The organism is Wielerella bovis (assembly GCF_022354465.1).
GTDB classification, from domain to species: Bacteria; Pseudomonadota; Gammaproteobacteria; order Burkholderiales; family Neisseriaceae; genus Wielerella; species Wielerella bovis.
This window is the reverse complement of the sequence record NZ_CP092361.1, coordinates 1,061,515-1,086,074: the sequence shown is the minus strand read 5'-3', so window position 1 is coordinate 1,086,074 and position 24,560 is coordinate 1,061,515. Positions and strand designations below refer to the sequence as shown.

29 protein-coding genes are annotated in these 24,560 nt (G+C 42.6%); 20 read left to right on the top strand and 9 right to left on the bottom strand.

Annotated elements, in window-relative coordinates; genetic code table 11:
* Positions 1–21: 21 nt before the first annotated feature.
* Positions 22–192: a hypothetical protein gene (locus MIS45_RS05360; RefSeq protein WP_249443646.1), complete on the bottom strand. Its 171-nt coding sequence runs from the start codon at positions 190–192 to the stop codon at positions 22–24.
* Between the two features lie 21 nt (positions 193–213).
* Here MIS45_RS05360 and MIS45_RS05355 point away from each other — a divergent pair, with 21 nt between their 5' ends.
* The 5 genes from MIS45_RS05355 to der all read left to right on the top strand — a co-directional run bounded on the left by MIS45_RS05355 (position 214) and on the right by der (position 5,029).
* Entirely contained in the window at positions 214–537 is a 324-nt protein-coding gene (locus MIS45_RS05355; RefSeq protein WP_249451273.1) for a hypothetical protein, read from the top strand.
* A gap of 169 nt (positions 538–706) precedes the next feature.
* Complete coding sequence (gene hisS, locus MIS45_RS05350; protein WP_249451272.1) at positions 707–1,999, top strand: histidine--tRNA ligase; 1,293 nt, start codon at positions 707–709, stop codon at positions 1,997–1,999.
* Positions 1,999–2,595 (top strand): YfgM family protein, encoded by a 597-nt coding sequence (locus MIS45_RS05345; protein WP_249443643.1) that lies wholly within the window; start codon positions 1,999–2,001, stop codon positions 2,593–2,595. The genes hisS and MIS45_RS05345 overlap by 1 nt, the downstream gene beginning before the upstream one ends.
* Before the next feature lie 80 nt (positions 2,596–2,675).
* Positions 2,676–3,356 (top strand): tetratricopeptide repeat protein, encoded by a 681-nt coding sequence (locus MIS45_RS05340; RefSeq protein ID WP_249451271.1) that lies wholly within the window; start codon positions 2,676–2,678, stop codon positions 3,354–3,356.
* 203 nt (positions 3,357–3,559) lie between these two features.
* Complete coding sequence (gene der / locus MIS45_RS05335) at positions 3,560–5,029, top strand: ribosome biogenesis GTPase Der (RefSeq protein ID WP_249451270.1); 1,470 nt, start codon at positions 3,560–3,562, stop codon at positions 5,027–5,029.
* A gap of 44 nt (positions 5,030–5,073) precedes the next feature.
* Here der and MIS45_RS05330 read toward each other — a convergent pair whose 3' ends face one another.
* Both MIS45_RS05330 and MIS45_RS05325 read right to left on the bottom strand, forming a co-directional pair.
* Positions 5,074–5,223 carry a hypothetical protein gene (locus MIS45_RS05330; protein ID WP_249446420.1) on the bottom strand — a complete coding sequence of 50 codons (150 nt, stop codon included), beginning with the start codon at positions 5,221–5,223 and terminating at the stop codon, positions 5,074–5,076.
* Between the two features lie 65 nt (positions 5,224–5,288).
* Positions 5,289–5,519, bottom strand: a complete 231-nt coding sequence (locus tag MIS45_RS05325; protein ID WP_249444990.1) for a hypothetical protein — start codon at positions 5,517–5,519, stop codon at positions 5,289–5,291.
* 148 nt (positions 5,520–5,667) lie between these two features.
* On the opposite strand from MIS45_RS05325, the gene MIS45_RS05320 reads away from it, so the two are divergent.
* The 3 genes from MIS45_RS05320 to rnc all read left to right on the top strand — a co-directional run bounded on the left by MIS45_RS05320 (position 5,668) and on the right by rnc (position 7,698).
* Positions 5,668–6,051 (top strand): helix-turn-helix domain-containing protein, encoded by a 384-nt coding sequence (locus MIS45_RS05320; protein ID WP_249451269.1) that lies wholly within the window; start codon positions 5,668–5,670, stop codon positions 6,049–6,051.
* Between the two features lie 53 nt (positions 6,052–6,104).
* Positions 6,105–6,752 carry an orotate phosphoribosyltransferase gene (gene pyrE, locus MIS45_RS05315; protein WP_249451268.1) on the top strand — a complete coding sequence of 216 codons (648 nt, stop codon included), beginning with the start codon at positions 6,105–6,107 and terminating at the stop codon, positions 6,750–6,752.
* Positions 6,753–6,996: 244 nt separating this feature from the next.
* The gene (gene rnc / locus MIS45_RS05310; protein WP_249449508.1) at positions 6,997–7,698 is read left to right on the top strand and encodes a ribonuclease III; all 702 of its coding nucleotides are present in this window, start codon (positions 6,997–6,999) and stop codon (positions 7,696–7,698) included.
* 164 nt (positions 7,699–7,862) lie between these two features.
* Here the strand turns inward: rnc and MIS45_RS05305 are convergent, their stop codons facing one another.
* The gene (locus tag MIS45_RS05305; protein WP_249451267.1) at positions 7,863–8,363 is read right to left on the bottom strand and encodes a DUF2726 domain-containing protein; all 501 of its coding nucleotides are present in this window, start codon (positions 8,361–8,363) and stop codon (positions 7,863–7,865) included.
* A complete protein-coding gene (locus MIS45_RS05300; protein WP_249451266.1) occupies positions 8,363–9,169 on the bottom strand; it encodes a glycosyltransferase family 2 protein in 807 nt (268 codons plus the stop codon). Before MIS45_RS05300 ends, MIS45_RS05305 begins: the two co-directional genes overlap by 1 nt.
* Positions 9,170–9,244: 75 nt before the next feature.
* On the opposite strand from MIS45_RS05300, the gene deoC reads away from it, so the two are divergent.
* The gene (deoC, locus tag MIS45_RS05295; protein ID WP_249451265.1) at positions 9,245–9,943 is read left to right on the top strand and encodes a deoxyribose-phosphate aldolase; all 699 of its coding nucleotides are present in this window, start codon (positions 9,245–9,247) and stop codon (positions 9,941–9,943) included.
* Between the two features lie 242 nt (positions 9,944–10,185).
* Here the strand turns inward: deoC and MIS45_RS05290 are convergent, their stop codons facing one another.
* The 3 genes from MIS45_RS05290 to hpnD all read right to left on the bottom strand — a co-directional run bounded on the left by MIS45_RS05290 (position 10,186) and on the right by hpnD (position 13,298).
* Complete coding sequence (locus MIS45_RS05290) at positions 10,186–10,911, bottom strand: SDR family oxidoreductase (protein WP_249451264.1); 726 nt, start codon at positions 10,909–10,911, stop codon at positions 10,186–10,188.
* A gap of 176 nt (positions 10,912–11,087) precedes the next feature.
* Complete coding sequence (hpnE, locus tag MIS45_RS05285) at positions 11,088–12,362, bottom strand: hydroxysqualene dehydroxylase HpnE (protein ID WP_249451263.1); 1,275 nt, start codon at positions 12,360–12,362, stop codon at positions 11,088–11,090.
* An 84-nt stretch (positions 12,363–12,446) separates the two neighbouring features.
* On the bottom strand, positions 12,447–13,298 hold the full coding sequence (gene hpnD, locus MIS45_RS05280; RefSeq protein WP_249451262.1) for a presqualene diphosphate synthase HpnD: 852 nt from the start codon (positions 13,296–13,298) through the stop codon (positions 12,447–12,449).
* 240 nt (positions 13,299–13,538) lie between these two features.
* Here hpnD and ndk point away from each other — a divergent pair, with 240 nt between their 5' ends.
* The 8 genes from ndk (at position 13,539) to MIS45_RS05240 (ending at position 20,852) form a co-directional block, all read left to right on the top strand.
* Complete coding sequence (gene ndk, locus MIS45_RS05275; protein ID WP_249444980.1) at positions 13,539–13,970, top strand: nucleoside-diphosphate kinase; 432 nt, start codon at positions 13,539–13,541, stop codon at positions 13,968–13,970.
* A gap of 238 nt (positions 13,971–14,208) precedes the next feature.
* Positions 14,209–15,024 carry an ABC transporter substrate-binding protein gene (locus MIS45_RS05270; protein ID WP_249451261.1) on the top strand — a complete coding sequence of 272 codons (816 nt, stop codon included), beginning with the start codon at positions 14,209–14,211 and terminating at the stop codon, positions 15,022–15,024.
* Between the two features lie 333 nt (positions 15,025–15,357).
* Positions 15,358–16,149: a transporter substrate-binding domain-containing protein gene (locus tag MIS45_RS05265; protein WP_249451260.1), complete on the top strand. Its 792-nt coding sequence runs from the start codon at positions 15,358–15,360 to the stop codon at positions 16,147–16,149.
* Between the two features lie 95 nt (positions 16,150–16,244).
* A complete protein-coding gene (rlmN, locus tag MIS45_RS05260; RefSeq protein WP_249451259.1) occupies positions 16,245–17,336 on the top strand; it encodes a dual-specificity RNA methyltransferase RlmN in 1,092 nt (363 codons plus the stop codon).
* Positions 17,333–18,142, top strand: a complete 810-nt coding sequence (gene pilW, locus MIS45_RS05255) for a type IV pilus biogenesis/stability protein PilW (protein WP_430472098.1) — start codon at positions 17,333–17,335, stop codon at positions 18,140–18,142. The genes rlmN and pilW overlap by 4 nt, the downstream gene beginning before the upstream one ends.
* Positions 18,142–19,005, top strand: coding sequence for a helix-turn-helix domain-containing protein (locus MIS45_RS05250; RefSeq protein ID WP_249451258.1), 864 nt, complete (start codon positions 18,142–18,144; stop codon positions 19,003–19,005). The genes pilW and MIS45_RS05250 overlap by 1 nt, the downstream gene beginning before the upstream one ends.
* A gap of 145 nt (positions 19,006–19,150) precedes the next feature.
* Positions 19,151–20,416, top strand: a complete 1,266-nt coding sequence (ispG, locus tag MIS45_RS05245; protein ID WP_249449499.1) for a flavodoxin-dependent (E)-4-hydroxy-3-methylbut-2-enyl-diphosphate synthase — start codon at positions 19,151–19,153, stop codon at positions 20,414–20,416.
* A gap of 79 nt (positions 20,417–20,495) precedes the next feature.
* Positions 20,496–20,852, top strand: coding sequence for a hypothetical protein (locus tag MIS45_RS05240; protein ID WP_249449498.1), 357 nt, complete (start codon positions 20,496–20,498; stop codon positions 20,850–20,852).
* A gap of 355 nt (positions 20,853–21,207) precedes the next feature.
* Here MIS45_RS05240 and rng read toward each other — a convergent pair whose 3' ends face one another.
* Positions 21,208–22,704, bottom strand: coding sequence for a ribonuclease G (gene rng / locus MIS45_RS05235; protein WP_249446444.1), 1,497 nt, complete (start codon positions 22,702–22,704; stop codon positions 21,208–21,210).
* 206 nt (positions 22,705–22,910) lie between these two features.
* Here rng and erpA point away from each other — a divergent pair, with 206 nt between their 5' ends.
* From erpA to MIS45_RS05220, 3 genes are all read left to right on the top strand, one after another.
* Positions 22,911–23,249, top strand: coding sequence for an iron-sulfur cluster insertion protein ErpA (erpA, locus tag MIS45_RS05230; RefSeq protein ID WP_249443621.1), 339 nt, complete (start codon positions 22,911–22,913; stop codon positions 23,247–23,249).
* Positions 23,250–23,343: 94 nt separating this feature from the next.
* Positions 23,344–23,847 carry a NemA protein gene (locus tag MIS45_RS05225; protein ID WP_249451257.1) on the top strand — a complete coding sequence of 168 codons (504 nt, stop codon included), beginning with the start codon at positions 23,344–23,346 and terminating at the stop codon, positions 23,845–23,847.
* Positions 23,848–23,970: 123 nt separating this feature from the next.
* Positions 23,971–24,507, top strand: a complete 537-nt coding sequence (locus tag MIS45_RS05220) for an isochorismatase family protein (protein ID WP_249451256.1) — start codon at positions 23,971–23,973, stop codon at positions 24,505–24,507.
* The last annotated feature ends 53 nt before the right edge of the window (positions 24,508–24,560 follow it).

Below are 24,560 nucleotides of genomic sequence, written 5' to 3'. Positions count from 1 at the left end.
AAATATTATTTTCAGGCAGCCTCACAGTACACGACAAAAAATCATTTCCGTAGGTCGGGCATTCATGCCCGACATTGATGAATCACGGCGCATTGTGTCGGGCATCAATGCCCGACCTACAACTTCAAAAAATTGTCGTGTACTGTAAGGCTGCCTAAAAAACGGTTTGAGAAAAACAGTATAATAACGCATTTTCACATAAGGAAAATCATCATGAAAAAAACACTTTTATTGTGTGCGCTGTGTTTTCAGGCAGCCTGCGTCAGCACGCCCACCGCTACCAAAACAGTAGATGTTTTTAAACACGACGGTTCACGCCAATGCCAAGGTGGTGGCATTTCGCCCGAAACCATGCAAACACAATTATCTGGCATTCAAGTTTACCAAGCCCGAAAAGATGTGCAACGCGGCGTGATGTTCCCTGCCGTTTGTGGCGGTGGCACGCCACACATCAATGTTTACACCATCGCCGCCGATGATTTGGAACACGCCAAACAGCGCGGTTTTGCGCCATTGGTTCAGCGTGAATGGGATTGAATTTTCAGGCTGCCTGAATTACCCCAATACCGTTTGAATCTGATTTCAAGCGGTATTTCCCATTTCAGGCAGCCTGAAAAGCGTCAAAATCGGTTATAATCATACCCATTTTTCACTATTTTCATTTTCAGGCAGCCTGAAAAATATTTTTCATTGGAAAAACAAAATCATGGGACAAAAAATCCAATCCGTTAAAGGCATGAATGACCTTCTGCCCGTAGAACAAAAAGATTTCAAAATCACCGCCGCTTATTGGCAAGCCTTTGAAAACAAAATTCAAAACTGGACACGCCGATTTGATTACAAACAAATCCGCACACCCATCGTGGAACAAACAGGTTTGTTTGTGCGCTCCATCGGCGAAGAAACGGACGTGGTCGGCAAAGAAATGTACACCTTTTCCGACAGCAACGACACATTGAGCCTGACCCTGCGCCCCGAAGGCACAGCCAGCTGTTTACGCGCCGTAGTGGAACACAATCTCTTGCACGAAGCGCCACGCAAATTGTGGTATATGGGCGCGATGTTCCGCCGCGAACGCCCACAAAAAGGGCGTTACCGCCAATTCCACCAAGTTGGCATTGAAGCACTCGGTTTTGCTGACCCCGATATTGATGCGGAAATGGTGGCGATGTGCGCCGATTTGTGGCGAGAGTTGGGTATCTTGCAATATTTAACTTTGGAAATCAACAGCTTGGGCAATCGAGAAGAACGTGCCACCTACCGTGCCGCTTTGGTCGCCTATCTGACTGAATTTGAAGACAAATTGGACGATGACAGCAAACGCCGTCTCCACACCAACCCATTGCGCGTTTTGGACACGAAAAATCCAGATTTGCAAGAAATTTGCAATAATGCGCCGCGTTTGATTGATTATTTGGGCGAAGATTCCCAAAAACATTATCAAACATTCAAAGATTTGCTGACGGGTTTGGACATTCAATTTGTGGAAAATCCGCGTTTGGTGCGCGGTTTGGATTACTACAATCACACAGTTTTTGAGTGGACGACCGATAAATTGGGCGCACAAGCGACCGTGTGTGGCGGTGGACGTTACGATGGTTTGATTGAAGAATTGGGGGGCAAAGCCGCGCCGTCTATTGGTTTTGCGATGGGGATTGAGCGTTTGTTGTTGTTGGTGCGCGAACACGGCAGCCTGCAAGTAGCTGATGTGCCTGATGTTTTCGTGATGCAGCAAGGCGAAGGCTCAACTTTACAAGCGATGAAATACGCAGCGCAATTACGCGAAAACGGCTTTGACGTGGCTCAATTTTCAGGCAGCACCAAATTGAAAAATCAATTTAAACGCGCCGACCAATCGGGCGCACAATTCGCTTTGATTATCGCGGAAAGTGAATTGGCAAATCAAGAAGTTACCTTGAAAGATTTGCGTGGCGAGCGTGGGCAAATCACGATTCCCGCCAATGAATTAATTTCAAAATTAAATGAATGGAAAGCATAATGTCAGCACATCATGATGAACAACAGGAATTAGAAAACGCCAAGCATTTGTGGCACAAAGGTGGCAAATGGGTATTTGCGGTTTTGGTAGCAGCGGCTTTGGGTTATTTGGGCAATGTGATTTACAAGGGGCAAGTGGAAAGCAACAATCAAAAAGCAGCAACACTTGCCGCACAAGTTAATGGCGACAGTGCAAAATTAGCAGCATTGCAACAATCACATGCTAAATCATCTGCTACTGCACTCGCCACCTTAGAATCCGCTAAATTATTGTTTGATAATGGTAAACTTGATGAATCTGCCTCCGCCTATCGCTGGATATTGGATAATAATAAAGAACCCTTATTTCAGGCAGCCGCCGTGCAAAATTTGGCGAATGTTTTCTTGCAACAAAAGAAATTTGACGATGCTTTGGCGATTTTAAATACGCCTGTTGATGATAGTTTTGCTCCTATCATCAACGAAATTAAAGGCGACGTGTACAGCGCACAGGGTAAAAATAAAGAAGCCGCAGATGCGTATAAATTAGCATTGGATAAATTGCCTGAAAATTCTGCCAATCGTGAATTGGTAGAATTGAAACTTGGGCAATTATAATGTTTTCAGGCTGCCTATTCATAACAGGCAGCCTGAAAACGTTTTAGCCTGAAATAGCAGCGCACAGAAAGGCATTTACAATGAATATCATCAGTAAAAAAATCGCCATAATTGCTCTATTACTGGGCATGGTACTGATAACTATGACATTGTGGTTTGGCTTGGTCGCATGGCAAAACCATGATGAACGCCAACATTTGCCAGAAGGTTGGCATACTTTAATGGATGATGTTCAAAATGTCAGGGCAAATCACAAAAATGATGCCAACAAAATGCGTGAAACCAGCAAACGGTTGCAAAAAATATTGCAATCTTGCCCTGTGAACAATCGCCAATCGTGTGAATTGGCAATGGCTTATGATTTATCGCGTCATCGTTATTTTCCCAAAGCCGAAATTTTGGCATCTTATTTATATCGTGGCGTGATTGAGCAATATATACGTTCACAACCAATTGAAAAGAAAAAGGAATTAGTTGATATTATAACCCGACACGCCAAATCAGGTATTTCTGCGGCACAAGGCAATTTAGGCTTGATGTACGCAAATGGCAATTTGGTTGAGAAAAGCAACAAGAAAGCCCTGTATTGGTTTGAAAAAGCAATAGAAAAAGACAATCCCATTGCCTTAACCAATATGGCAATCGCCTATTCACAAGGCACAATCGTCCCAAAAGATGAACAAAAAGCAAGCGAGTACATGAGACGTTCCGCCAAACAGGGCGAAGAAAACGCCAGAACGGCTGTGTGGTACGGCATGTGATTTTTCAGGCTGCCTGAAAGCCAAATCCATGCTAAAATGATGAAATAAAACTTGATTTTCAGGCAGCTTATTTTTTCAGGCTGCCTGAAATATTTTGATTAACCCTGTGTATTTTCAATAATACACCTGCTTGTTGCCTGAAAAACCTTTTTCGCTGCACGCGCAGCATTTTCAGACAGCCTGAAACAGAGAAAGCAAGAAACATGAAACCAACAATCGCATTGGTGGGTCGCCCAAATGTCGGCAAATCCACCTTATTCAACCGTTTAACGCGCACCAAAGACGCGCTTGTCCACGATTTACCGGGTTTGACACGCGACCGCCATTATGGACACGGACGTGTCGGCACCAAACCCTATCTCGTTGTGGATACAGGCGGTTTTGAACCTGTGGTGGATAGCGGCATTTTGCACGAAATGGCAAAACAAACCTTACAGGCAGTCGATGAAGCCGATGCCGTGATTTTTTTAGTGGACGCGCGTACAGGTTTAACGCCACAAGACAAAATCATCGCCGACCGTTTGCGCCAAAGTCCGCGCCCCGTGTTTTTGGCTGTAAATAAGGGCGAAGGCGGTAACCGTGCCGTGTTGTCTGCCGAGTTTTACGAATTGGCTTTGGGCGAACCGCGCGTGATTTCGGGTGCACACGGCGATGGCGTTTACCATTTGATTGAAGATGTGTTGGAACATTTTCCCGATGCCGAAGAAGAAGTTAACGAAAACAAACATCCGACTTTTGCCATTATCGGTCGTCCGAATGTGGGCAAATCCACGCTGGTCAACGCGATTTTGGGCGAAGAGCGCGTGATTGCGTTTGACATGGCTGGCACAACGCGCGACAGCATTCACATTGATTTTGAACGCGAAAACAAGCCGTTCACGATTATTGACACGGCTGGTGTGCGCAGACGCGGCAAGGTGGACGAGGCTGTGGAAAAATTCTCCGTCATCAAAGCCATGCAAGCGATTGAAGCGGCAAATGTGGCGGTTTTGGTGTTGGACGCGCAGCAGGACATCGCCGACCAAGACGCGACCATTGCAGGTTTTGCGCTGGAAGCGGGGCGCGCGTTGGTGGTTGCCGTGAACAAGTGGGACGGCATTTCCGAAGAACGCCGCAACGACATCAAGCGCGATATTGCGCGTAAACTGTATTTCCTTGATTTTGCGAAATTTCACTATATTTCCGCGCTGAAAGAAAAGGGCATTGACGGGCTGTTTGACAGCATTCAGGCTGCCTACGATGCGGCGTTTATCAAAATGCCGACCCCGAAAATCACGCGCGTTTTGCAAACGGCTGTGGAACGCCAACAGCCACCACGCGCAGGTTTGGTGCGCCCGAAAATGCGTTACGCGCACCAAGGCGGCAGCAATCCGCCTGTGATTGTGATTCACGGCAATTCGCTGCACGCGATTGGCGACAGCTACACGCGCTATCTCACGCAAACGTTCCGTAAGGCGTTCAATTTACAGGGAACGCCGTTGCGGATTCAGTGTAATGTGAGCGAAAATCCGTATGAAGAAACGGCAAAAGAAGTGAAAAACAAGCCGTTGAGACGTGTGAGTTTGAGTAATCGCATTGCCAAACGCGAAGGGCGCAAAGATGAAAAAGCGCGTAATAGCGGTGGCAAAACGAAGAAACGGCAAGTTTCTAGTAAGAAATCGCATCAGAAGTAAGTGAAATTCAGGCAGCCTGAAATCCCTTTCAGGCTGCCTATTCATTATTTCTCAACACATGAAATAATCTTAATTTTCCCATTGTAACGAGCTTTAATTTGCTCTTTTGCTTGTGCGGCACTGCTGGCAGTTACAATAGTTGAAGTAGTTCCAGAACTACCATTATGTTGGTATTTTACTTCGTAACGTTTCATTATTCATTCCTTAAAAATAAAAAAGAAAATTAAAAATGGGATTTTTTTGTATTTAACTTTGTTTCTTAATCCTCCTTATTGTTCTGTTTTGCTTCATAACGAGCAATTACACGCTCTGCTTTTTCTCGTTGTTCGCCTGTTCTATAATTTGGATTATTTTCTAAATTATGCTTGGCTGCGTGATAACCAGCAGTTTCAACTGCACTAATGGTTTTTTTAACTGCTGGAACACCATATTTAATCCCAACTTTAATAGTGGTATCCAAACCGCTAATAATCTTATCCATAAGAGACATGTCATTACCTCATCATCAGTTATTTCAAAAGACATAGAATTTTTCACTTACTTCGCTTAAAATAGCGTTTCGGTAAAATAATTTTACTGAAATTAACCATTTAAACCAGCTACTAAAAAGGCAGTTTTTGAACTGTAAGGACAAAATCATGGAAACCCACGAAAAAATCCGCACCATGCGCGAACTCAATCAACTCACACAAGAAGAAATGGCAGAAAAATTGAACATTACGGCTGGTGGTTATGCAAAAATTGAGCGAGGGGAAAGTGCAATCAATTTAAACAGATTGCAACAAATTGCCCAAATATTGAATATCAATGTTTCTGAATTATTAAAAAATGACGCTGGATTGGTTATCCAATTAGGTGGCGATAATAATCATCAAACTTCATTCTATGGGACATCATCATCTGATTTGATTTCTGAAATTGAAAAACTCCAACTGATTATCCAACACAAAAACGAACTGCTTGCCCAAAAAGACCGCGAACTTGCTGCCAAAGAAGAAATCATCACATTATTGCGAAAATAATGTGTAGGCAGCCTGAAAACCTTACGCAAAAATCTCAAAACAAGGAACCCAAAATGTCTAACTTCCATCAAGATTTTCTTAACTTTGCCCTGCAACAAAACGTCCTAAAATTTGGTAAATTCACTACCAAAGCAGGTCGCCAATCTCCTTATTTTTTTAATGCAGGCTTGTTTAACGATGGTGCATCCACACTGCAACTAGCACGTTTCTATGCCCAAGCGATTTTGGAAAGCAACGTGCAATTTGATATGCTGTTTGGACCTGCGTACAAAGGCATTATTTTAGCCGCCGCCACCGCCATGATGTTGGCAGAACACGGCGTAAACGTGCCTTTTGCCTACAACCGCAAAGAAGCCAAAGACCATGGCGAAGGTGGCGTTTTAGTCGGCGCACCACTCAAAGGTCGAGTGCTGATTATTGATGACGTGATTTCGGCTGGTACTTCGGTACGCGAAAGTTTGACATTTATTGAAAACGCAGGCGCACAAGCGGCTGGCGTTGCAATTGCACTTGACCGTATGGAAAAAGGGACAGGCGAACTTTCTGCCGTGCAAGAAGTGCAACAACAATACGGTTTACCAGTAGTAGCGATTGCCAATTTATTGGATTTATTCAAACTATTGGAACAAAATGACAGTCCAGAATTGGCGCAATTTGTTGAACCAATGAAATCGTATCGCACAAAATATGGTGTGGTGTAAAAGTCCACATTCACAATCTAAATATAGTCGTTTAAAATATGGTGAATTCAATTTAAACCAGTACATCGTTACCAGCTCCCTTATGTACTATGTGTACATGGCGGTCGCTGTCGCTTTCTCCTGATTTAAATTGAATCCACTATAAAATAAGACAAGGTGATTGTGACCACCGTGTCTTATTTTATTTTAAACGACTATACAGAAACATTTCTGTATCATTCATATTTTTTCCGATAGATTAATCATGAAATCCACACCTCGCAAGCAACATCTTGACCGTATTCAGCAGAAAATTGGTTATACTTTCAAACAAATTACCTATCTCAATCAAGCGCTAACACATCGTAGTTATGGCTCACAAAACAATGAACGTTTTGAATTCATTGGCGACAGTATTTTAGATTATGTCATTGCCAAAATGCTGTTTGATGCATTCAAACAATTGCCAGAGGGACGTTTATCGCCCCTACGTGCGCAATTAGTTAAAGAAGCAACATTGGCAGAAATTGCCCGTGAATTAGGATTAGGGCACGCTTTATTATTAGGTGTTGGTGAACTTAAAAGCGGTGGTAGCGACCGCGCCTCTATTTTGGCTGATGCACTAGAAGCGTTATTCGCTGCAGTTAGTTTAGATGCCAATTTTCAGGCTGCCGAACAAGTCATTTATCGATTATTTGCCGAACGTATCAGACGGTTAAATCTGGATACGCAAATCAAAGATAGCAAAACGCAGTTACAAGAGTTTTTGCAAGCGCGTAAATTTGCTTTACCTAAATATCGCATTGAAAAACAAACAGGCGAGGGCAATGAAGCACGATTCGATGTATCCTGTGATTTGGGCGAATTGGGACAAGTTTTTTATGCAACTGGAAATAGTCGCCGCGTTGCTGAACAAGATTGCGCCAAACAAGCTTTGGCGTGGCTAATACAGCAATTTGGAAAATAATGATTTATTTGTGAACTTTGGTACAAAAATCTAAAATAGTAGGTCATATTCTTGAATCCAACATTTTTTATATTTAACAACTTTTTGCTTTGATTTCAAAACTATCAGGTATAAGTATCCGACCTACAACTCTTCAGGCAGCCTGAAGAGGTTTTGCCAAAGTTTCAGGCTGCCTTTTTATCTATTTTTTCAATTAATTCAGCAATTTCTTTCACATCGGGTGTTTCACCAACTTTCCAACGTATCATGGCGACACCAGCGGTTAAAGTCGCCTTATCCTTGCGAAAATCAACTTCTTGACGTTCAGGCAAATCATGGCTGCTGTCGTCAATTTCAATCGCAGCAATCGGTGTGCTGTCGGTGCGGCAAATCACGAAATCGTAACTCAATCGGCTGACGAAATTGAACCAATAATAGGTTTCTTTATTGACGGGTACATCCAATACGCGTGAGGCTTGCACTTGGCTGAATATCATATACTTGGGCAAGGCTTCCAATAAGATGGCGTACACGTCTAATTCAGTCGGTGTCATCAATGGGCGACGAAAATATGGCAAGACACGTTTTTTGTCTTTAAACGGATTTTTTTCTTTGCGTTTTAAAATGATACAAGGCAATAGCAATAAGAAAAAAATCAACAATAACAATGCAATAAGCCAATACATCACGCCTCACTTCGGCTGACAATCAGCGGCATGGTGCCATGTTCAGGCATATTCAAAATGGTTTTCAGGCTGCCTAACTGTTGTCCGATGCGCTCGGTTACGGCTTGGGCTTCGCGCATATTTTCAGGCTGCACATTGCTGTCGTGGATACCAAATAATTCCGCATCCAATAAACGTTCAGCATGCATGCCTTCGCGGCAATAATGCAACACAGCAGGTTCGTTCGCATCAAATAAAGTTCCGACCACGCTGTTATGCACGGTAGCGATGCCTAATGCGCCATCTTCGCCACCAAATGTGCGAAACAGCGCATCTTGTGGAAAACCGCCACAAGCAAGCAAAAAGTTGCGGCGAAACACGGTATTGCCGCCAACAGTCATTTCCAATACGCGCCAGCCACGCGCCAATTTGGGATGTGTGGCATATTTTTCGGGCAAACCAACGGGCTGCAAACGTAAACGTATCAAACCGAGATAAGCAAAATGTTGAAACGAGAAATAAGCGGCGGAAAGTGCGTTATCTTGATAGGCATCGTCTGCATCCAAAAATGCGAGTAAATCGGCTTGACTTTGCAATGCACCCCAGTTTCGTGCGCGTGCTACGCCACCATTTTCAGGCAGCCTTTGTGCTTGAATTTTATTGGGATATTGTTTGACAAGTGATTGAATTAACTGCCACGTATCATCTGTTGATGCGTCGTCAATCAGCCACAATGTATTCAGTTCGGGTTGTTTCAGGCTGCTTTCTACAGCACGGCGTAATGTAGTGGTAGTGTTGTAACAAGGGATAATGATGTCTAGTTTCATAGATTTTAAGTTTTCAGGCTGCCTTATCTTGTGGCAAAATTATAGCTGATTTATTTATCTATAAGGAGAATCTTGATGAACGACAGTAAATTAATTGACCACACTTTATTAGCTGCCAAAGCAACACAACCACAAATTGAACAATTATGCCGTGAAGCGGTTGAACACGATTTTTATTCAATATGCGTGAATCCAACTTGGGTGGAATTTGCCGCGCAACGATTGGCTGATTCTGGCGTAAAAGTATGTACCGTAATCGGCTTTCCTTTGGGTGCGAATACGCCAACCATGAAAGCCTTGGAAACAGCAGATGCAGTTCGCAATGGTGCGCATGAAGTAGACATGGTGTTAAACATTGGCTGGGCGAAGAATGGCGAATGGGACAAAGTCCAACAAGATATGATTGGTGTCGTTCAGGCGGCAGGCAAAGATACAATCGTGAAAGTGATTTTGGAAACTTGCTTGCTGACCGATGATGAAATCCGTCAAGCCTGTGCTTGTGCTATTGCAGCAAAAGTGGATTTTGTGAAAACATCCACAGGTTTTTCTACCAGTGGCGCAACGGTGGAAGCAGTGAAATTGATGCGCGAGTGTGTGGGTGATAAGTTAGGTGTGAAAGCATCAGGTGGCATTCGTACTGCGCAAGATATGGCGGATATGGTCGCTGCTGGTGCAACACGGATTGGCGCATCGGCTGGTGCGGTGTTATTGGATAATATGGATAATGCAAAAAATGAAAATGATGAAATTGAAATAGATATTTCAGAATATTGATATTGAGGCAGCCTGAAAATGTTTAATTGATAAAATTAAAAATGTTTTCAGGCTGGAACCTTTGCAAAACCCCAGATTTGAGCACAGTTCAAAGCGATAGTATCGCAAAATGCGCAGACATATCATATAGATAGGCAAGCGTTTAAGAAACGCATCGCGCAGAAATGTGCCAAAGATGGGGATTTTGCAAAGGTTTCAGGCTGCCTTTCATCCAATAAAGGCAGCCTGAAAATTATTTTAGCTTACAAATAAACAATCTCACCACTGCGACCGCGACTCTGCTCGCTCATCCACCACACAAATTGTGGTGCAACTTCTGCTACGTTTTTGCGCTCTTCCGCTGCTTCACCAGGGTGCGATTTAATCCGCTGCGGAGAATTGATGCTCCCCGGAACCAACACATTTGCACGCAAATGTTCAAAGCGTTCCCATTCATCTGCCGCCACTTTACACAAATAATTCAACGCCGCTTTAGATGCGCCAAATCCACCCCAATAGGCTTGCGGTCTTTCGCCATGCGTTTCGCCCACAAAAATCACCGAAGCATCGGGCGATGCTTTCAACATCGGCAAAGTAGCGCGTGTTAAAGCCATCGGCGCAACCGTGTTGATGCGATATTGATTGACCCATTCGCCCACCGTTTGAAAATCCAATGGCGACAAAGCATAAAAATAACTTGCTGAATGAATAATGCCGTCCAATTTGCCACCTGTGGCTTCGGCGATAGTTTGCGCCAATTGCTCAAATTCTTTTTCTTCGGCAGAAATCATATCAAAACAAATCGCAAACGGTTCGGGGCAGCCTGAACGCACGATTTCGTCATATACTTTTTCTAATTTTTTCTGACTACGCGCCATCAAAATCACCGTTGCACCTGCTTTGGCACAGGCTTTGGCGACTTCCTCGCCCAAACCCTGCGATGCGCCTGTTACCAAAATCGTTTTGTTTTCTAACACTTGTTGACTCATGGCGATACCTTTTCTTGCGTGATATATTTTTTCAGGCTGCCTTATCATGAAATGAAATAGGCAGCCTGAAAACCAAATTTTCAGATTTAACATCTTAAACGAATGCGCCCAATCGGGCAATGTATTTCTTTACAGAATTTTACAGCTTATCCATTATTTTTCAGGCTGCCTGATATTTAACAACGCAAAATCTGCCGTGCCACTTCCTGTCCACTCAACACCGCCGCTTCCAATGTCGCAGGATAACGACTGTGTAACCAATCGCCTGCCAACCAAATACCACGCGCATTCAAATCCGCCATATCAGGCGCGACACGATGCACCGTACTGGCAATGGTCGCGCGTTTTTCGGTAATCACTTGTTGTGCGATTGGCTCGCCAATATCGGGACACACACGCAACACATCAGCCTGTACACGCGCCGCCCAATCGGTTTTCAGGCTGCCTGAAACATCGTCCGACATACTAATCACCGCCGCAATTTCATTTGCCCCATTCAAACGCGAACGGTCAATCAACCATTGCGCCGTACCTTGTGCCAAACCCGTCATCAAAGCAGGCAGCCTGAAAGATTGTGCGTATTGCAAATAAACCGTTGTAATCGCATGATATTTCAGTGCATCAATCGCCGCACGCACCGATTGCCCTAATGTTTTGGGCAACAATTGTGCCGCATGATACGGCGCAGTCGCCACAATCGCCGCATCAAAATCCTGTCCATTAATTTGCACACCTTGCGCCGATAAACCCAATTCACGCACCCGTGTTTCAGGCTGCCATTTTACGCCCTGCTGGCACGCATAATGCAATACAGGTTCAGCAAATACGCACCCTAAATCCTTGCGCGGAATCAAATAATCGCTCGCCGCACGACTCGCCCACACACCATCTGCCAGCACATGACACAAACGCTGCAAACTGGCGCGTTCCAAAGGCGTATTCAACGCGCCCCATACCATCGGTAACCAAAATTCATCGCGCCATTTTTGGCTGACACGCTGCGCATCTAACCACGATTGCACCGATTGGTCGGGCAGATTTTTTTTATGATGCGTTTGCAATACCTGCATTTGCTTCAACAATGAAAACTTGTCTGCCCATGTTGCATTTTGTGCCGTCAAAATTGCCCACAATAAATTCAATGGTGCAGGCAAACCAGATGCAGCCTGAAAACGCACGCCATCATGCAAATACCATTGCAAAGGTTGGCGTACAAACGCGGTATCCATGTCCACGCCCACTTTATCCAATAGCGCAAAAATCGCCCGATAGGCGCCAATCAATAGATGCTGCCCATTGTCCGCAAACGAAAATGGCGCAACCGCCACGCCACGCGCACGTCCACCTGCCACGCGACTGGCTTCAAATAAAGTAACATCGGCATGTGGCGCAAGTTCTACTGCGGCTGCCAGTCCTGCCCACCCAGCTCCAATAATGGCTATTTTTTTCATGGTAACTTTCTGTTGATGTGTTTTCAGGCTGCCTTTTTGTTTGTTTATCCCAAAAAGGCAGCCTGAAAATTATTTCACGGTTAATTATGGCTTAAAACCAAATAACCAAGTCCACAAAGCAATACGCATTTTGCGTGGACTGGGAATTTTAATTTTATATTTCAACACATTTTGCAGACCATCACACTCAATTTCCAGCAATAAAGCATGGTAAATACTGCCCATGACCAAACCTGCTTTTTGCGATTTTTTGTCCGCATCGGGCAGCAATGCCACCGCTTCACGATAAATTTGCTGTGCGCGTTCAAATTGAAAACGCATCAACGCTGCAAATTCAGGCGTAGTTGTGTAGGATAAAATGGTATTGGCTGGCACATTAAATTGCTGTAATTCGTCCATCGGCAAATAAATTCGCCCCATTCGCGCATCTTCGCCCACATCGCGGATAATATTGGTTAATTGCAATGCCAAGCCTAATTTTTCTGCATATTCAAGTGTTTGCTTGTATTGAAAACCCAAAATACGCGCAATCAACCGCCCAACTACGCCTGCCACGCGATAGCAATAATATTGCAAATCTTCAAATGTTTGATATCGTACATGATGCAAATCCATTTCCATGCCGTTAATCAATTCCACCAACTCATCTTGCGGCAAAGCAAAATCCGCTACAACATTTTGCAATGCCTGATTGACAGGGTGTTCTGGTACAGAGGCAGCCTGAAAAACCTTTTCCAAATCGCTGCGCCACCAAATCAGCGTTTGTCGTGCTACATTGACATCGCTGCATTCGTCCACCACATCGTCCAATTCACGACAATAGGCATACAAAACCAACATGGCATCTTGTTGTTTTGCAGACAAAAATTTAAAGCCAGCAAGAAAACTAGAACCGCTGGCTTGGGCTTTTTCACGGCAATAATCTATCGGTTTCATGGTTGCATTCAAATCATTTTTATTGACAAGATTGTAACGTTTTTTATTGATATAGACCAAATGATTTGTTTTTCAGGCTGCCTGTTATAGTTTTGAAAACATTTTATGTTTACAAACAATATAGGCAGCCTGAAAACAAGGCTATATAAATTAGAGAAATCTTGATAAAATGCGCAAGTTTTAACCCGTAGTATCTTATCATTTCAACCGTAGTATCTATTAACAATGGAGATAAATATCATGGCTATTGAACGCACTATTTCTATCATTAAACCCGATGCTGTTGGTAAAAACGTGATTGGCAAAATCTACGACCGTTTTGAAAGCAAGGGTTTAAAAATTGTTGCCGCCAAAATGAAGCATTTGAGCCGTAGCGAAGCGGAAGGTTTCTATGCTGTTCATAAAGAACGTCCTTTCTTCGGCGAATTGGTTGAGTTTATGACCAGCGGTCCTGTGATGATTCAAGTGTTGGAGGGCGAAAATGCCGTTGCCAAAAACCGTGAAATCATGGGTGCAACCAATCCTGCCAATGCCGATGAAGGCACTATCCGCAAAGATTTTGCTGCCAGCATGGGAGAAAATGCTGTTCATGGCTCGGATAGCTTGGAAAATGCTGCGATTGAAATTGCGTATTTCTTTGCGGCAACCGAAATTTGTCCTCGTACACGTTAATTTCAAAACCTGTATGCAAACACAAGGCTGATTTTCAAGCCAATATCAGAACTATTGGCTTAAAAATCAGCGCAGTAGATGCATGAAGTAACAATGGAAACAAACTACTAAAATCCATGAATACATGGTTCTCAACATTTCAGGCTGCCTGAATGGTATAAACATCATATTTTTTGATACCCAAGCAGTTTGTTGATAATAAAAATAATGATTGAATATTTTATACGGAGAAATAATTATGATTTATAAAATAATCAGTTTATCTGTATTAGCTTGCGTTTTGAGCGCTTGCCAACAGAGTGAAACCAATACTACTACCCAATCTACTGCTACTAACAATGATACCAATACAAACAAAACGGTATATTATGTCAGTAGCGAAATGTCAAAAGTTCCTATGGTTATGCACGATGGGAGCGGTATGGCATCTGGCTTTGAAGCTGAATTATTGCAAAGTATTGCTGATAGCCAAGGCTTTACTGTGAAATATAATATTGATTCTTGGGAAGGTTTATTTAAAAATTTAGATTCAGACAATACCAATATCCTTGTTGGTTCGATAACAATTACAGATGAACGAAGAGAACGGATGGATTTTACTCAACCTGTCTTGGCATATCAAACAGGTATTATGGTGCAGCCTGAATTATCTAAAGTAAAATCATTCAATGAATTACGTGGTCAAAAAGTGAATTTACGCAAAAATACTGTATACGAAAAAATGGTACCTATTTTCAGCGTAGGTGAGGGAGAGAATATCGTTTACCCAGAAACCGTTTGGGAACAAGTTCGCAGTTTAATATCCAAACAATCTGATGCAATGGTAGGTGCAAGCGTCACACTTGAGTATTATCAGAATCAATATACAGACCATAACTTCCATATTGTATATGAAAATAATGCACCTAAATCCTATTATGGCTGGGCTGTGAAAAAAGGAGACACTATATTATTAAATAAATTAAATGCTGGCTTAGAACAAGCAAAACAAGATGGTACTTACGAACGTTTGTACAAAAAATATTGGCCTAATGTACCATATCAATTGCCTTAAAATAAATATAATAGACTTTCTATGAAATAAACCGACCCAAAATCTAGCCACCACGCTAGAGATAATCACAGCAAAACGATGTTAGGTACAATTGGATTTTGCACTAAAATCATCCAATTCTGCGTTGAAAATACTTGTCAATGAATAAAGCATTGGCTTACATTTTAGCTGTACTCATCGTATTTTTGATGCTTACCTTTAGATATTGAGCGTATTATCTGCAAAACTAATATTGTGCCTAACGCCGCTACGCTATTAGCTCATACTTTAAAGAAATCCAACTTTAAGATTTCACATTAAAGTTTCAATAATTTATTGATGAGGAGATAAATCATGAAACAACAATATGTTTTTTTAGCTATTAGTGTTTTAGCATTAGCAGCTTGTAAATCAGAAACAACTACAAATACAGCCGAATCTACAACAAAAGAAGTGGACGATAATCGCCCTACTTATGTTGTAATGACAGAATTAAACACCATTCCATTCATTATTCGTGATAGTCATGAAAAAAGTGGCTTGACAGGTTTTGAATATGACTTACTAACCGCCATTGCGGAACAACAAGGTTTTAAATTGCGCTTTGATGTCCATCCATGGCAAGGTTTGTTTCAAAACCTAGATACAGGTAAAGCTGATATTTTGGCTGGCGCAGTAACTTATACCGATGAACGCGCCAAAATAATGGATTTTTCCAATCCACATTTTGAATATCGCTACACCATGTTGGTACGGAAAGATTTGGATAATCAAACCAACTTTGCTGCATTTCGCGGCATGAAAGTTGCCTTACAAAAGGGCTCTGTATCGGAAAGTTTAGCACCGATGTTTGCCTTACCCGATGAAAGCAATATTCAACGCACCGATACTATTTGGTTAGCCACAAAAGCCGTTTTATCTGGCGAAGCTGATGCCGCAATCGGCAGTAGCGCACCATTGAGTTATTACGCCAAACAATATGCCAAAGATGAAGTAAAATTAATTCAAGATACCAGTTTACCAGCGCAAAATTATGTATTTGCCGTCCGCAAAGGCAATGCAGAATTGGCACAAAAATTAAACGATGGTTTGGCAAAAGTGAAAGCCAATGGCACTTATGACCAATTATATAAAAAATATTGGTAAACATTTTTTCAGGCAGCCTGAAAAATAAATATTAATTATTTCAGGCAGCCTGAAAACTTAATTTATCCCAAAATGATTTAAAGAAACACAAACACATGAAAACCAATCTGCTCAATTACAACCTTGCACAATTAACCGACCATTTCGCACAAATGGGCGAAAAGCCTTTTCGCGCCAAACAAGTCATGCGCTGGATACACCAAGGCAGAGCAGAAAATTTTGAACAAATGACCGATTTGGCGAAAAGTTTACGCGCCAAATTGGAGCAGCAAGCTGTTGTCGGCATTCCCGATTTGATGGCAGCACAAGAATCCAAAGACGGTACACGCAAATGGCTGTTGGACGTAGGCACAGGCAATGGAGTGGAAACCGTATTTATCCCCGAAGCGGAACGCGGTACTTTGTGTATTTCATCACAAGTTGGTTGCGCTTTAGAATGCACCTTTTGTAGTACGGGACGACAAGGGTTTAACCGCAATTTGTCCGCTGCCGAAATCATCGGACAATTGTGGTGGGCAAACAAAGCGTTGGGGGTTACCCCAAAAAATGAACGTGTGATTTCCAATGTCGTGATGATGGGCATGGGCGAACCGCTTGCCAATTATGATAATGTGGTTACCGCCTTATCTATTATGCTGGACGACCATGGTTATGGTTTATCGCGCCGCCGTGTTACCGTATCCACATCGGGCATGGTGCCGCAAATGGACAGATTGAAAGAAGACATGCCTGTTGCGCTTGCCGTGTCTTTGCACGCGAGCAATGATAAAGTGCGCGATGAAATCATTCCATTAAACAAAAAATACCCACTCAAAGAATTGATGGCAGCCTGCAACCGTTATTTAGAGAAAGCACCACGCGATTTTGTTACGTTTGAATATGTGATGCTGGACGGCGTAAATGATAAACCCGAACACGCGCGTGAATTGATTGAGTTGGTCAAAGACACGCCGTGCAAATTCAATTTGATTCCATTTAACCCATTCCCAAATTCGGGGTACGAGCGTTCCACCAATAAAAACATCAATATTTTCAAAGAGATTTTAATGGAAGCCGACATCATCACGACTGTGCGCAAAACACGCGGCGATGACATTGACGCAGCCTGCGGTCAGCTGGCAGGACAGGTACAAGATAAAACTAAACGCCAAGCCAAATGGCAGCAAATTTATTTGGAGACAAAATAATGATAAACAAACGTTTATTAACAAAATGGATGATTGCTTGCTGTGTGGGCGCATGGCTTTCAGGCTGCGTTACGGTAGATAACAGCGGTAGAAACATTACTCGATTTAAAGACCGCAGCCGTAGTGAAATTGAACAAGAATCTATGCGCATTAAAACACAATTAGCGGTAGAATATATGAATGCACGCGATTACCGTGCAGCAACGCGCACAATTGAATCTGTTATCCAACAAAACCCTTCTTATGAGATGGCTTGGTTGATTCGCGCTCAAATCTATCAACATTTGAAAACATTTGATAAAGCTGAAGAAAGTTTCAAAAAAGCTTTGGCATTGAGTCCTAATAATGCAGAAATCAACAACAATTATGGTTGGTTTCTGTGTGGTGTGATGAATAAACCAACAGCAGGTATTGCTTATTTTGATAAAGCATTAGCAGACCCAACCTACCCAACACCTGAAATTAGTTATTTAAATAAAGGTATTTGTACTGCCAAATCGGGACAAAATAATATGGCAGACGCTTATTTTGAGCGTGCCTTGCAAAATAACCCCGATTTCATACCTGTTTATAAGGAACGTGCGCGTGCCTTTTTGGGCGCAGGTAAAAACATTGAAGCTGACCAACAATTCCGTCAGTATCAAAGTAGAGTGAATGCACTCAATCCAGATGATTTATTGCTTGGCTGGAAAATTGCCAATGCCAATGGGGAAACGCATGCTGCATATGAATATGAATTGCAACTAAAAACCAATTTCCCATACTCCGATGAACTAAAATTGCTTAGCACAGGAAATGCCGAATAATGAAACCGACAGAGCAAACCCCAACTATTATCCATTCTGCTGCTGAATTGGGTAACGAATTGCGCCTCCAACGTGAAAAGAAAAATTTATCCATTGGCGAAGTATCAGAACGTCTAAAATTGCCCGCACGTCAGATTGAAGCTTTGGAAAGCGGTCAATATGAAAACTTGCCCGAACCTGTTTTTGTACGCGGTTTCTTGCGTAGCTATGGTCGCTTTTTGGATTTAGACGAAAATGTTTTGGATAGAGCATTAGAACATATTAATCCACCTGCTGCGGGCACAAAACATACACATTTAGGTCATCATACTGATTTAAATTTCAGTAATACTAAACGTAAAAAACCATTCCCAACATGGATTTTAGGTTTATTGGCAATCGGTGCTATTGGTTATGGTGTGTACGCTTGGCAAAACAAATCCAATAAAGACAATGCTGAACAGGAAGCCAACAACAGCATTCTGACTAATGTTATCGCCAGCAATCCTGCTGCATCAGCACTTAACAATAGCAATGTCATTGTGAAACCGATGACAGCTAGCGATACGCAAACCGAAACAGCATCTGCACCACCAACATCGGGCAATCCATTGTTACAAACGGGTGTAGCAGGCGAATTAGTCATCAATACACGCTATCGCACTATGCTGACTGTTACCAACGCAAATGGTGAGATTTTAATCAATCAAATTGTGCCAGCACGCAGTGAACACCGCTTTAAAGATGGTGCGCCATTTGAAGTTCGCTTGGGTTACGCAAGTGGCTCAACTGCAACTTTTAGTGGTGAGGAAATTGATGTACAAGCTGCACGCAAAGGTGGCAAAACAGCCGTATTTACCGCAGGTGGTACCACAACTCAATAATCACATTAAGGCAGCCTGAAAATATATTTGCCTATTTATTTTTCAGGCTGCCCTATCAAACGAAATTTATTATAGAATTTCATATTTTCAGGCTGCATTATGAATAGGCAGCCTGAAAAACTATATTTCATATATTTCAATCATTATGCCAAACATTATTCGTCGTCAAACCCACCAAGTTCACATTGACCATATTACCGTTGGTTCACAAGCACCCGTTGTCGTGCAATCCATGACCAATACCGACACAGCTGATGCGATTGCCACCGCCCAACAAGTAAAAGAATTATCAGACGCTGGCTCGGAGTTGGTACGCATTACCGTTAATTCACCCGAAGCCGCGTCCAAAGTGGCGGAAATCCGCAGCCGTTTGGACGACATGGGTTGCAGTACGCCATTGGTGGGCGATTTCCATTTCAATGGCGAACGCTTGTTGGCGGAGTTTCCTGATTGCGCCAAAGCCTTGTCCAAATACCGCATTAACCCCGGTAATGTGGGCAAAGGCGCGAAAGGCGATGAGAAATTTGCCTACATGATACGCACCGCCGCCGAACACGACAAAGCCGTCCGCATTGGCGTAAACTGGGGCAGTTTAGACCAAAGCCTTGCTAAAAAAATGATGGACGCAAATTTGGCGTCCGCCAACCCCAAATCGCCCGATGAAGTGATGAAAGAAGCCTTGATTGTGTCGGCTTTGGAATCGGCGCAAAAGGCGGTGGATTTGGGGCTGCCTGAAAACAAGATTATTTTGTCGTGCAAGGTTTCCAATGTGCAGGATTTGATTCAGGTTTACCGCGATTTGGGTTCGCGTTGTGAATATCCATTGCATTTGGGTTTGACCGAGGCGGGCATGGGCAGCAAGGGCATTGTCGCATCAACCGCAGCCTTGTCGGTTTTGTTGCAAGAAGGCATTGGCGACACGATTCGCATTTCTTTGACACCCGAACCCAATTCATCACGCACACAAGAAGTGATTGTCGCACAAGAGATTTTGCAAACAATGGGTTTGCGCTCGTTCACGCCTATGGTTACGGCTTGCCCAGGTTGTGGGCGCACCACGAGTACGGTTTTTCAAGAATTGGCGCGTGATATTCAGCAATATTTGCGCGAACAAATGTCGGTGTGGCGTTGGCAATATCCAGGGGTGGAAAGTCTGAATGTGGCAGTAATGGGCTGTGTCGTGAATGGACCAGGCGAAAGCAAATTGGCGGATATTGGCATTTCTTTACCAGGTACAGGCGAAACGCCAGTCGCCCCCGTGTATGTGGACGGCGAACGCAAAGTTACACTTAAAGGCGACAATATGGCACAGGAATTTTTGACGATTGTGCAAGAATACGTTGAAACAAACTATGGCGAAGGTGGCAAAAAACGTGCCACTAATAAGATTATTCCGATTCAGGCAGCCTGAAAAAACCTATTGGATTTAAAACATTGTAAGGAAAAAATTATGCCCACTACCCCTTTGGCTGATTTACGTAGCTTAATTATTGCAACTGTATCTCAAAAATAATCCCAAGCTGGAACACCAAGTATTTATTTACAGCTATTGCGGCATCGTAGATGTTTCTACCAATCCGTTCCACTATGTCAGTAGCGCCCTCCCCTATACCGCGAAAAAAAACATTATTTTGCAAAATTTACCATCAGGAGAAATGATGCAAGCATTTATCACGCCATTTAAAAAAGATGGTAAAACATTGTATCAAATAGAAAATACGGTAATATATGGGAATAAAACAGGAACTTTACTTGAAATCAGTTTAAGTGGAGAAAGCATCAGTAAATCTGAAAAATATCGACAATTTACTGCATTTGCACAAAGTTTATTGGCACAGTTTAACTAAACGCTACATACTAAGGGCTAATGTAGCGTAGCGGTGTTAGTTTTGCAGATAGAAACTTTTGCCAAACCTATTTGGATTGAAACAAATTTAACACAAAACAACTGTATACGAATTATAGTGAATTCAATTTAAACCAGTATAGTGTTGCCAACTCCCTTATGTACTATGTGTACACGGCGGTCGCTGTACTGGTTTAAATTGAATTCACTATAAAATAAGACAAAGCAACAGCGACTGCTGTGTACAGCTAATAAGAGAGCTGATAACGCTGTATTATTTTAATTTTAAAAAAAAGACTATAAAATTATATTTTAATCAAGTTATCAAAAAGCAGCCTGAAACCTTTGTCCATCTGCTACATCAACACAATATCATATTGCTCCTGTGAATATGAACTTTCTACCGCCAACGAAATGGGTTTACCAATAAAATCAATCAACATCGCCAATGATTGCGATTCTTCATCTAAAAACAAATCAATCACTTGTGGCGACGCAATAATCCGAAATTCGCGCACTTCAAAACGACGACTTTCACGCACAATTTCACGCTGAATTTCATAACACAATGTTTGCGCTGTTTTCAGGCTGCCTCTACCCTGACATGTTGAGCATGGTTCACACAAAACTTGTTGCAAACTTTCACGACTGCGTTTGCGTGTCAATTCCACTAAACCCAAGCTAGTAAAACCATTCAAAGTAACGCGTGTGCGGTCAAAACTTAACGCTTTTGCCAATTCCTGCAATACGGCTTCTTGATGTTCTTCCAACATCATGTCAATAAAATCAATGATGATGATGCCGCCCAAATTACGCAATCGCAATTCTCGCGCAATCGCGTGACACGCTTCCAAATTGGTTTTAAAAACAGTCTCATCAAAATTTTTAGCACCTACAAATCCGCCTGTATTAACATCAATAGTGGTCATGGCTTCGGTGGTTTCAATGATGAGATAGCTGCCAAAATTCAAATTCACACGCGGATGCAAGGCATAGGCGATTTCGTGTTCCACCCCAAACGTCTCAAACAAGGGACGCTCACCTTTAAAAAGTTGCAATTTATCTGCTGCATTTTGTACATACAGTTGAGCAAATTGCTGCATGCGTTCAAAATTACGGCGCGAATCCACCAAAATTTCTCGCGTATTATCATTAAACATATCACGCAACACACGCAACACCAGCGGCAAATCTTCATACAACAAGGTTTCAGGTGCACTCACTTTGGCTTGCGCTTGGATATTGCGCCACACTTTGGTCAAATAATCTATGTCTGCTTGCAATTCTGCATCGGTTGCCGTTTCCGCGCTGGTACGGATAATGTAGCCATGGCACGCATTTTCAGGTAGCAAATTATTCAAACGTTGCCGCAACAAATTGCGGTCATCTTCCTTATCAATGCGCTGCGAAATGCCGATGTGTTCATCTTGTGGCAAATGCACCAAAAATCGCCCTGCCAACGAAATTTGCGTGGATAAACGCGCACCTTTGCTGTTAATCGGGTCTTTGATGACTTGCACCAACACCGTTTGCCCTTCAAACAACACATGCTCAATGCGTTGATGCGAATCGGGATTTTGCCGCTGCTCAATAATATCCATAATATGCAAAAATGCGGCACGTTCCAAACCAATATCAATAAACGCACTTTGCATACCAGGTAATACACGGCGCACCAAACCCAAATAAATATTGCCGACCAAACTGTGTCCGCTATTGCGCTCAATGTGCAGCTCGCACATTTTGTTTTCTTCCAATATCGCCACACGCGTTTCTTGCGGCGTAATATTCACCAACACCGTTTCTGGTGGACGAGGCATATCTTTGGGCAAAGGGATGGTTTCAAATAGCATAATAATTTCTCTTTGATTTTAAAAACATTTTGCAATGACTGTATGCAAATAGAGTCATTGCAAAATGTTTTCAGGCTGCATTATACCGCTGATTTGTTTCCTATCAGATGCACTTTTACGTTAAAATTTCCATTATCCCACTTGAAATATTTCCAATACACCCCAAATAGCGGCTACACATCAAACAATCTTTTTAGGAGACAACTATGTCTGACGAATCCCCAATCATTTTCACCGAATCTTGCTGCAATAAAGTGGCGGAACTGGTGGCAGAAGAAAACAATCCTGATTTAATGTTGCGCGTTTTTGTTAATGGCGGCGGCTGTTCTGGTTTCCAATATGGTTTCACTTTTGACGAAATCAAGAACGATGATGACTTTGAAATTCAAAAAAATGGTTTAACCTTTTTGGTTGACCCGATGAGTTATCAATATTTAATCGGTGCGGAAATTGACTATACCGAAAGTCTGCAAGGTTCGCAATTTGTGATTCGCAATCCCAATGCAACCACCACTTGCGGTTGTGGTTCATCATTCTCTGTGTAAAATTTGTGCAAAGGCAGCCTGAAAATACTTTCAGGCTGCCTTTTTGCTTGTATGATTAAACTTGTTTTGATTCTTGTTAAATAGGATAAATATAATGAAAAAAACTTCATTTTCAGCTATTTGTGTGGCAATGATACTTTCAGGCTGCACAGGCGTTGGTGTCAATGGTAGTGGTGTATCATTAGGTGTCGGTTTGGGTGGCATGATTGGCAACCATGTGGGCTTGGGGACAAGCATCAATATTCCGCTGACTTTTGATAAAAATAAACCAACGGTTAGCAGCGAAACGGTCAGCAATGGTGGCATTCATGTTACCGAAACACAAATTTTGACCTATTTTGACACACAAGGCACACCAACCGATAGCGCAGTTAAAGGTGGTTTCTATCGTAAACTCATCAGCAAACAAAGCGATGGTTTCTTGGTGCAAGATTTTTATGGCACAGGTGAAAAACGCACTGATGTGATGTTGTTGCCACGCGACAGCGTTTTTGAATTTCGCGCGCACCCCAAAGATGGCACATATACGGTGTACGCCATCAATGGTAATGTGATGCAGCAATATAATTATAAAAACGGTTCGGTAACTCAACGTTAATGAGGCAGCCTGAAAAAAGACCAAAACTTTTGTTTTGGTCTTTTTTCAAGCCAGCCATTATTTTTGCCCTATATCCAGCGTATAATTTTGCGCTTGTCCGCACAACACAAGAAAGGAAACCGTATGCTCACGCCCGACAATACATTATTATTGGTGGTGGATATTCAAGAACGCTTGCTACCCGTTTTACATCAAAATACCGAATTTACCGCTGCTAGTCGTCGCATGATTGAAGGTGCAAATATTTTGGACGTAGCTATCGCCATAACCGAGCAATATCCCAAAGGTTTAGGCGCAACGCTGCCTGAAATTATCACCTTAATACCCGATGCACCCATATTTGCCAAAATACGTTTTTCGGCGTGGATTGATGATATTCATGCCATTGTCCGCACAAGGCAGCCTGAAAATATCATCTTAATTGGCTGCGAAACCCATATTTGCGTGCTGCAAACCGCATTGGATATGCGCGATGCTGGCTTGAATGTTTATGTGCCACAAGAATGCGTTACCTCTCGAGCGATTGAAAACAAAATCAATGGCTTGGAGCAAATGCGTGCAGCAGGTGCAATCATCAGTAATATTGAAAGCCTATTGTTTATGCTGATGCAAGATGCGAAACATCCGCATTTCAAAGAAATTTCTCAGTTAATTCAATAAATGTTTTCAGGCTGCCTTTTATGATTTATGACCAAAAAAGGCAGCCTGAAACT

Coding starts and splice junctions, on each gene's coding strand:
- pyrE (WP_249451268.1), top strand. CDS start 6,105: ATGTCTAACTTCCATCAAGATTTTCTTAACTTTGCCCTGCAACAAAAC.
- hpnD (WP_249451262.1), bottom strand. CDS start 13,298: ATGAAACCGATAGATTATTGCCGTGAAAAAGCCCAAGCCAGCGGTTCT.
- ndk (WP_249444980.1), top strand. CDS start 13,539: ATGGCTATTGAACGCACTATTTCTATCATTAAACCCGATGCTGTTGGT.
- MIS45_RS05270 (WP_249451261.1), top strand. CDS start 14,209: ATGATTTATAAAATAATCAGTTTATCTGTATTAGCTTGCGTTTTGAGC.
- rnc (WP_249449508.1), top strand. CDS start 6,997: ATGAAATCCACACCTCGCAAGCAACATCTTGACCGTATTCAGCAGAAA.
- deoC (WP_249451265.1), top strand. CDS start 9,245: ATGAACGACAGTAAATTAATTGACCACACTTTATTAGCTGCCAAAGCA.
- rng (WP_249446444.1), bottom strand. CDS start 22,704: ATGCTATTTGAAACCATCCCTTTGCCCAAAGATATGCCTCGTCCACCA.
- MIS45_RS05305 (WP_249451267.1), bottom strand. CDS start 8,363: ATGTATTGGCTTATTGCATTGTTATTGTTGATTTTTTTCTTATTGCTA.
- der (WP_249451270.1), top strand. CDS start 3,560: ATGAAACCAACAATCGCATTGGTGGGTCGCCCAAATGTCGGCAAATCC.
- MIS45_RS05225 (WP_249451257.1), top strand. CDS start 23,344: ATGAAAAAAACTTCATTTTCAGCTATTTGTGTGGCAATGATACTTTCA.
- ispG (WP_249449499.1), top strand. CDS start 19,151: ATGCCAAACATTATTCGTCGTCAAACCCACCAAGTTCACATTGACCAT.
- MIS45_RS05250 (WP_249451258.1), top strand. CDS start 18,142: ATGAAACCGACAGAGCAAACCCCAACTATTATCCATTCTGCTGCTGAA.
- rlmN (WP_249451259.1), top strand. CDS start 16,245: ATGAAAACCAATCTGCTCAATTACAACCTTGCACAATTAACCGACCAT.
- MIS45_RS05345 (WP_249443643.1), top strand. CDS start 1,999: ATGTCAGCACATCATGATGAACAACAGGAATTAGAAAACGCCAAGCAT.
- MIS45_RS05265 (WP_249451260.1), top strand. CDS start 15,358: ATGAAACAACAATATGTTTTTTTAGCTATTAGTGTTTTAGCATTAGCA.
- MIS45_RS05340 (WP_249451271.1), top strand. CDS start 2,676: ATGAATATCATCAGTAAAAAAATCGCCATAATTGCTCTATTACTGGGC.
- MIS45_RS05360 (WP_249443646.1), bottom strand. CDS start 192: ATGCGTTATTATACTGTTTTTCTCAAACCGTTTTTTAGGCAGCCTTAC.
- MIS45_RS05325 (WP_249444990.1), bottom strand. CDS start 5,519: ATGTCTCTTATGGATAAGATTATTAGCGGTTTGGATACCACTATTAAA.
- hisS (WP_249451272.1), top strand. CDS start 707: ATGGGACAAAAAATCCAATCCGTTAAAGGCATGAATGACCTTCTGCCC.
- MIS45_RS05290 (WP_249451264.1), bottom strand. CDS start 10,911: ATGAGTCAACAAGTGTTAGAAAACAAAACGATTTTGGTAACAGGCGCA.
- MIS45_RS05320 (WP_249451269.1), top strand. CDS start 5,668: ATGGAAACCCACGAAAAAATCCGCACCATGCGCGAACTCAATCAACTC.
- MIS45_RS05355 (WP_249451273.1), top strand. CDS start 214: ATGAAAAAAACACTTTTATTGTGTGCGCTGTGTTTTCAGGCAGCCTGC.
- MIS45_RS05300 (WP_249451266.1), bottom strand. CDS start 9,169: ATGAAACTAGACATCATTATCCCTTGTTACAACACTACCACTACATTA.
- MIS45_RS05220 (WP_249451256.1), top strand. CDS start 23,971: ATGCTCACGCCCGACAATACATTATTATTGGTGGTGGATATTCAAGAA.
- erpA (WP_249443621.1), top strand. CDS start 22,911: ATGTCTGACGAATCCCCAATCATTTTCACCGAATCTTGCTGCAATAAA.
- hpnE (WP_249451263.1), bottom strand. CDS start 12,362: ATGAAAAAAATAGCCATTATTGGAGCTGGGTGGGCAGGACTGGCAGCC.
- MIS45_RS05330 (WP_249446420.1), bottom strand. CDS start 5,223: ATGAAACGTTACGAAGTAAAATACCAACATAATGGTAGTTCTGGAACT.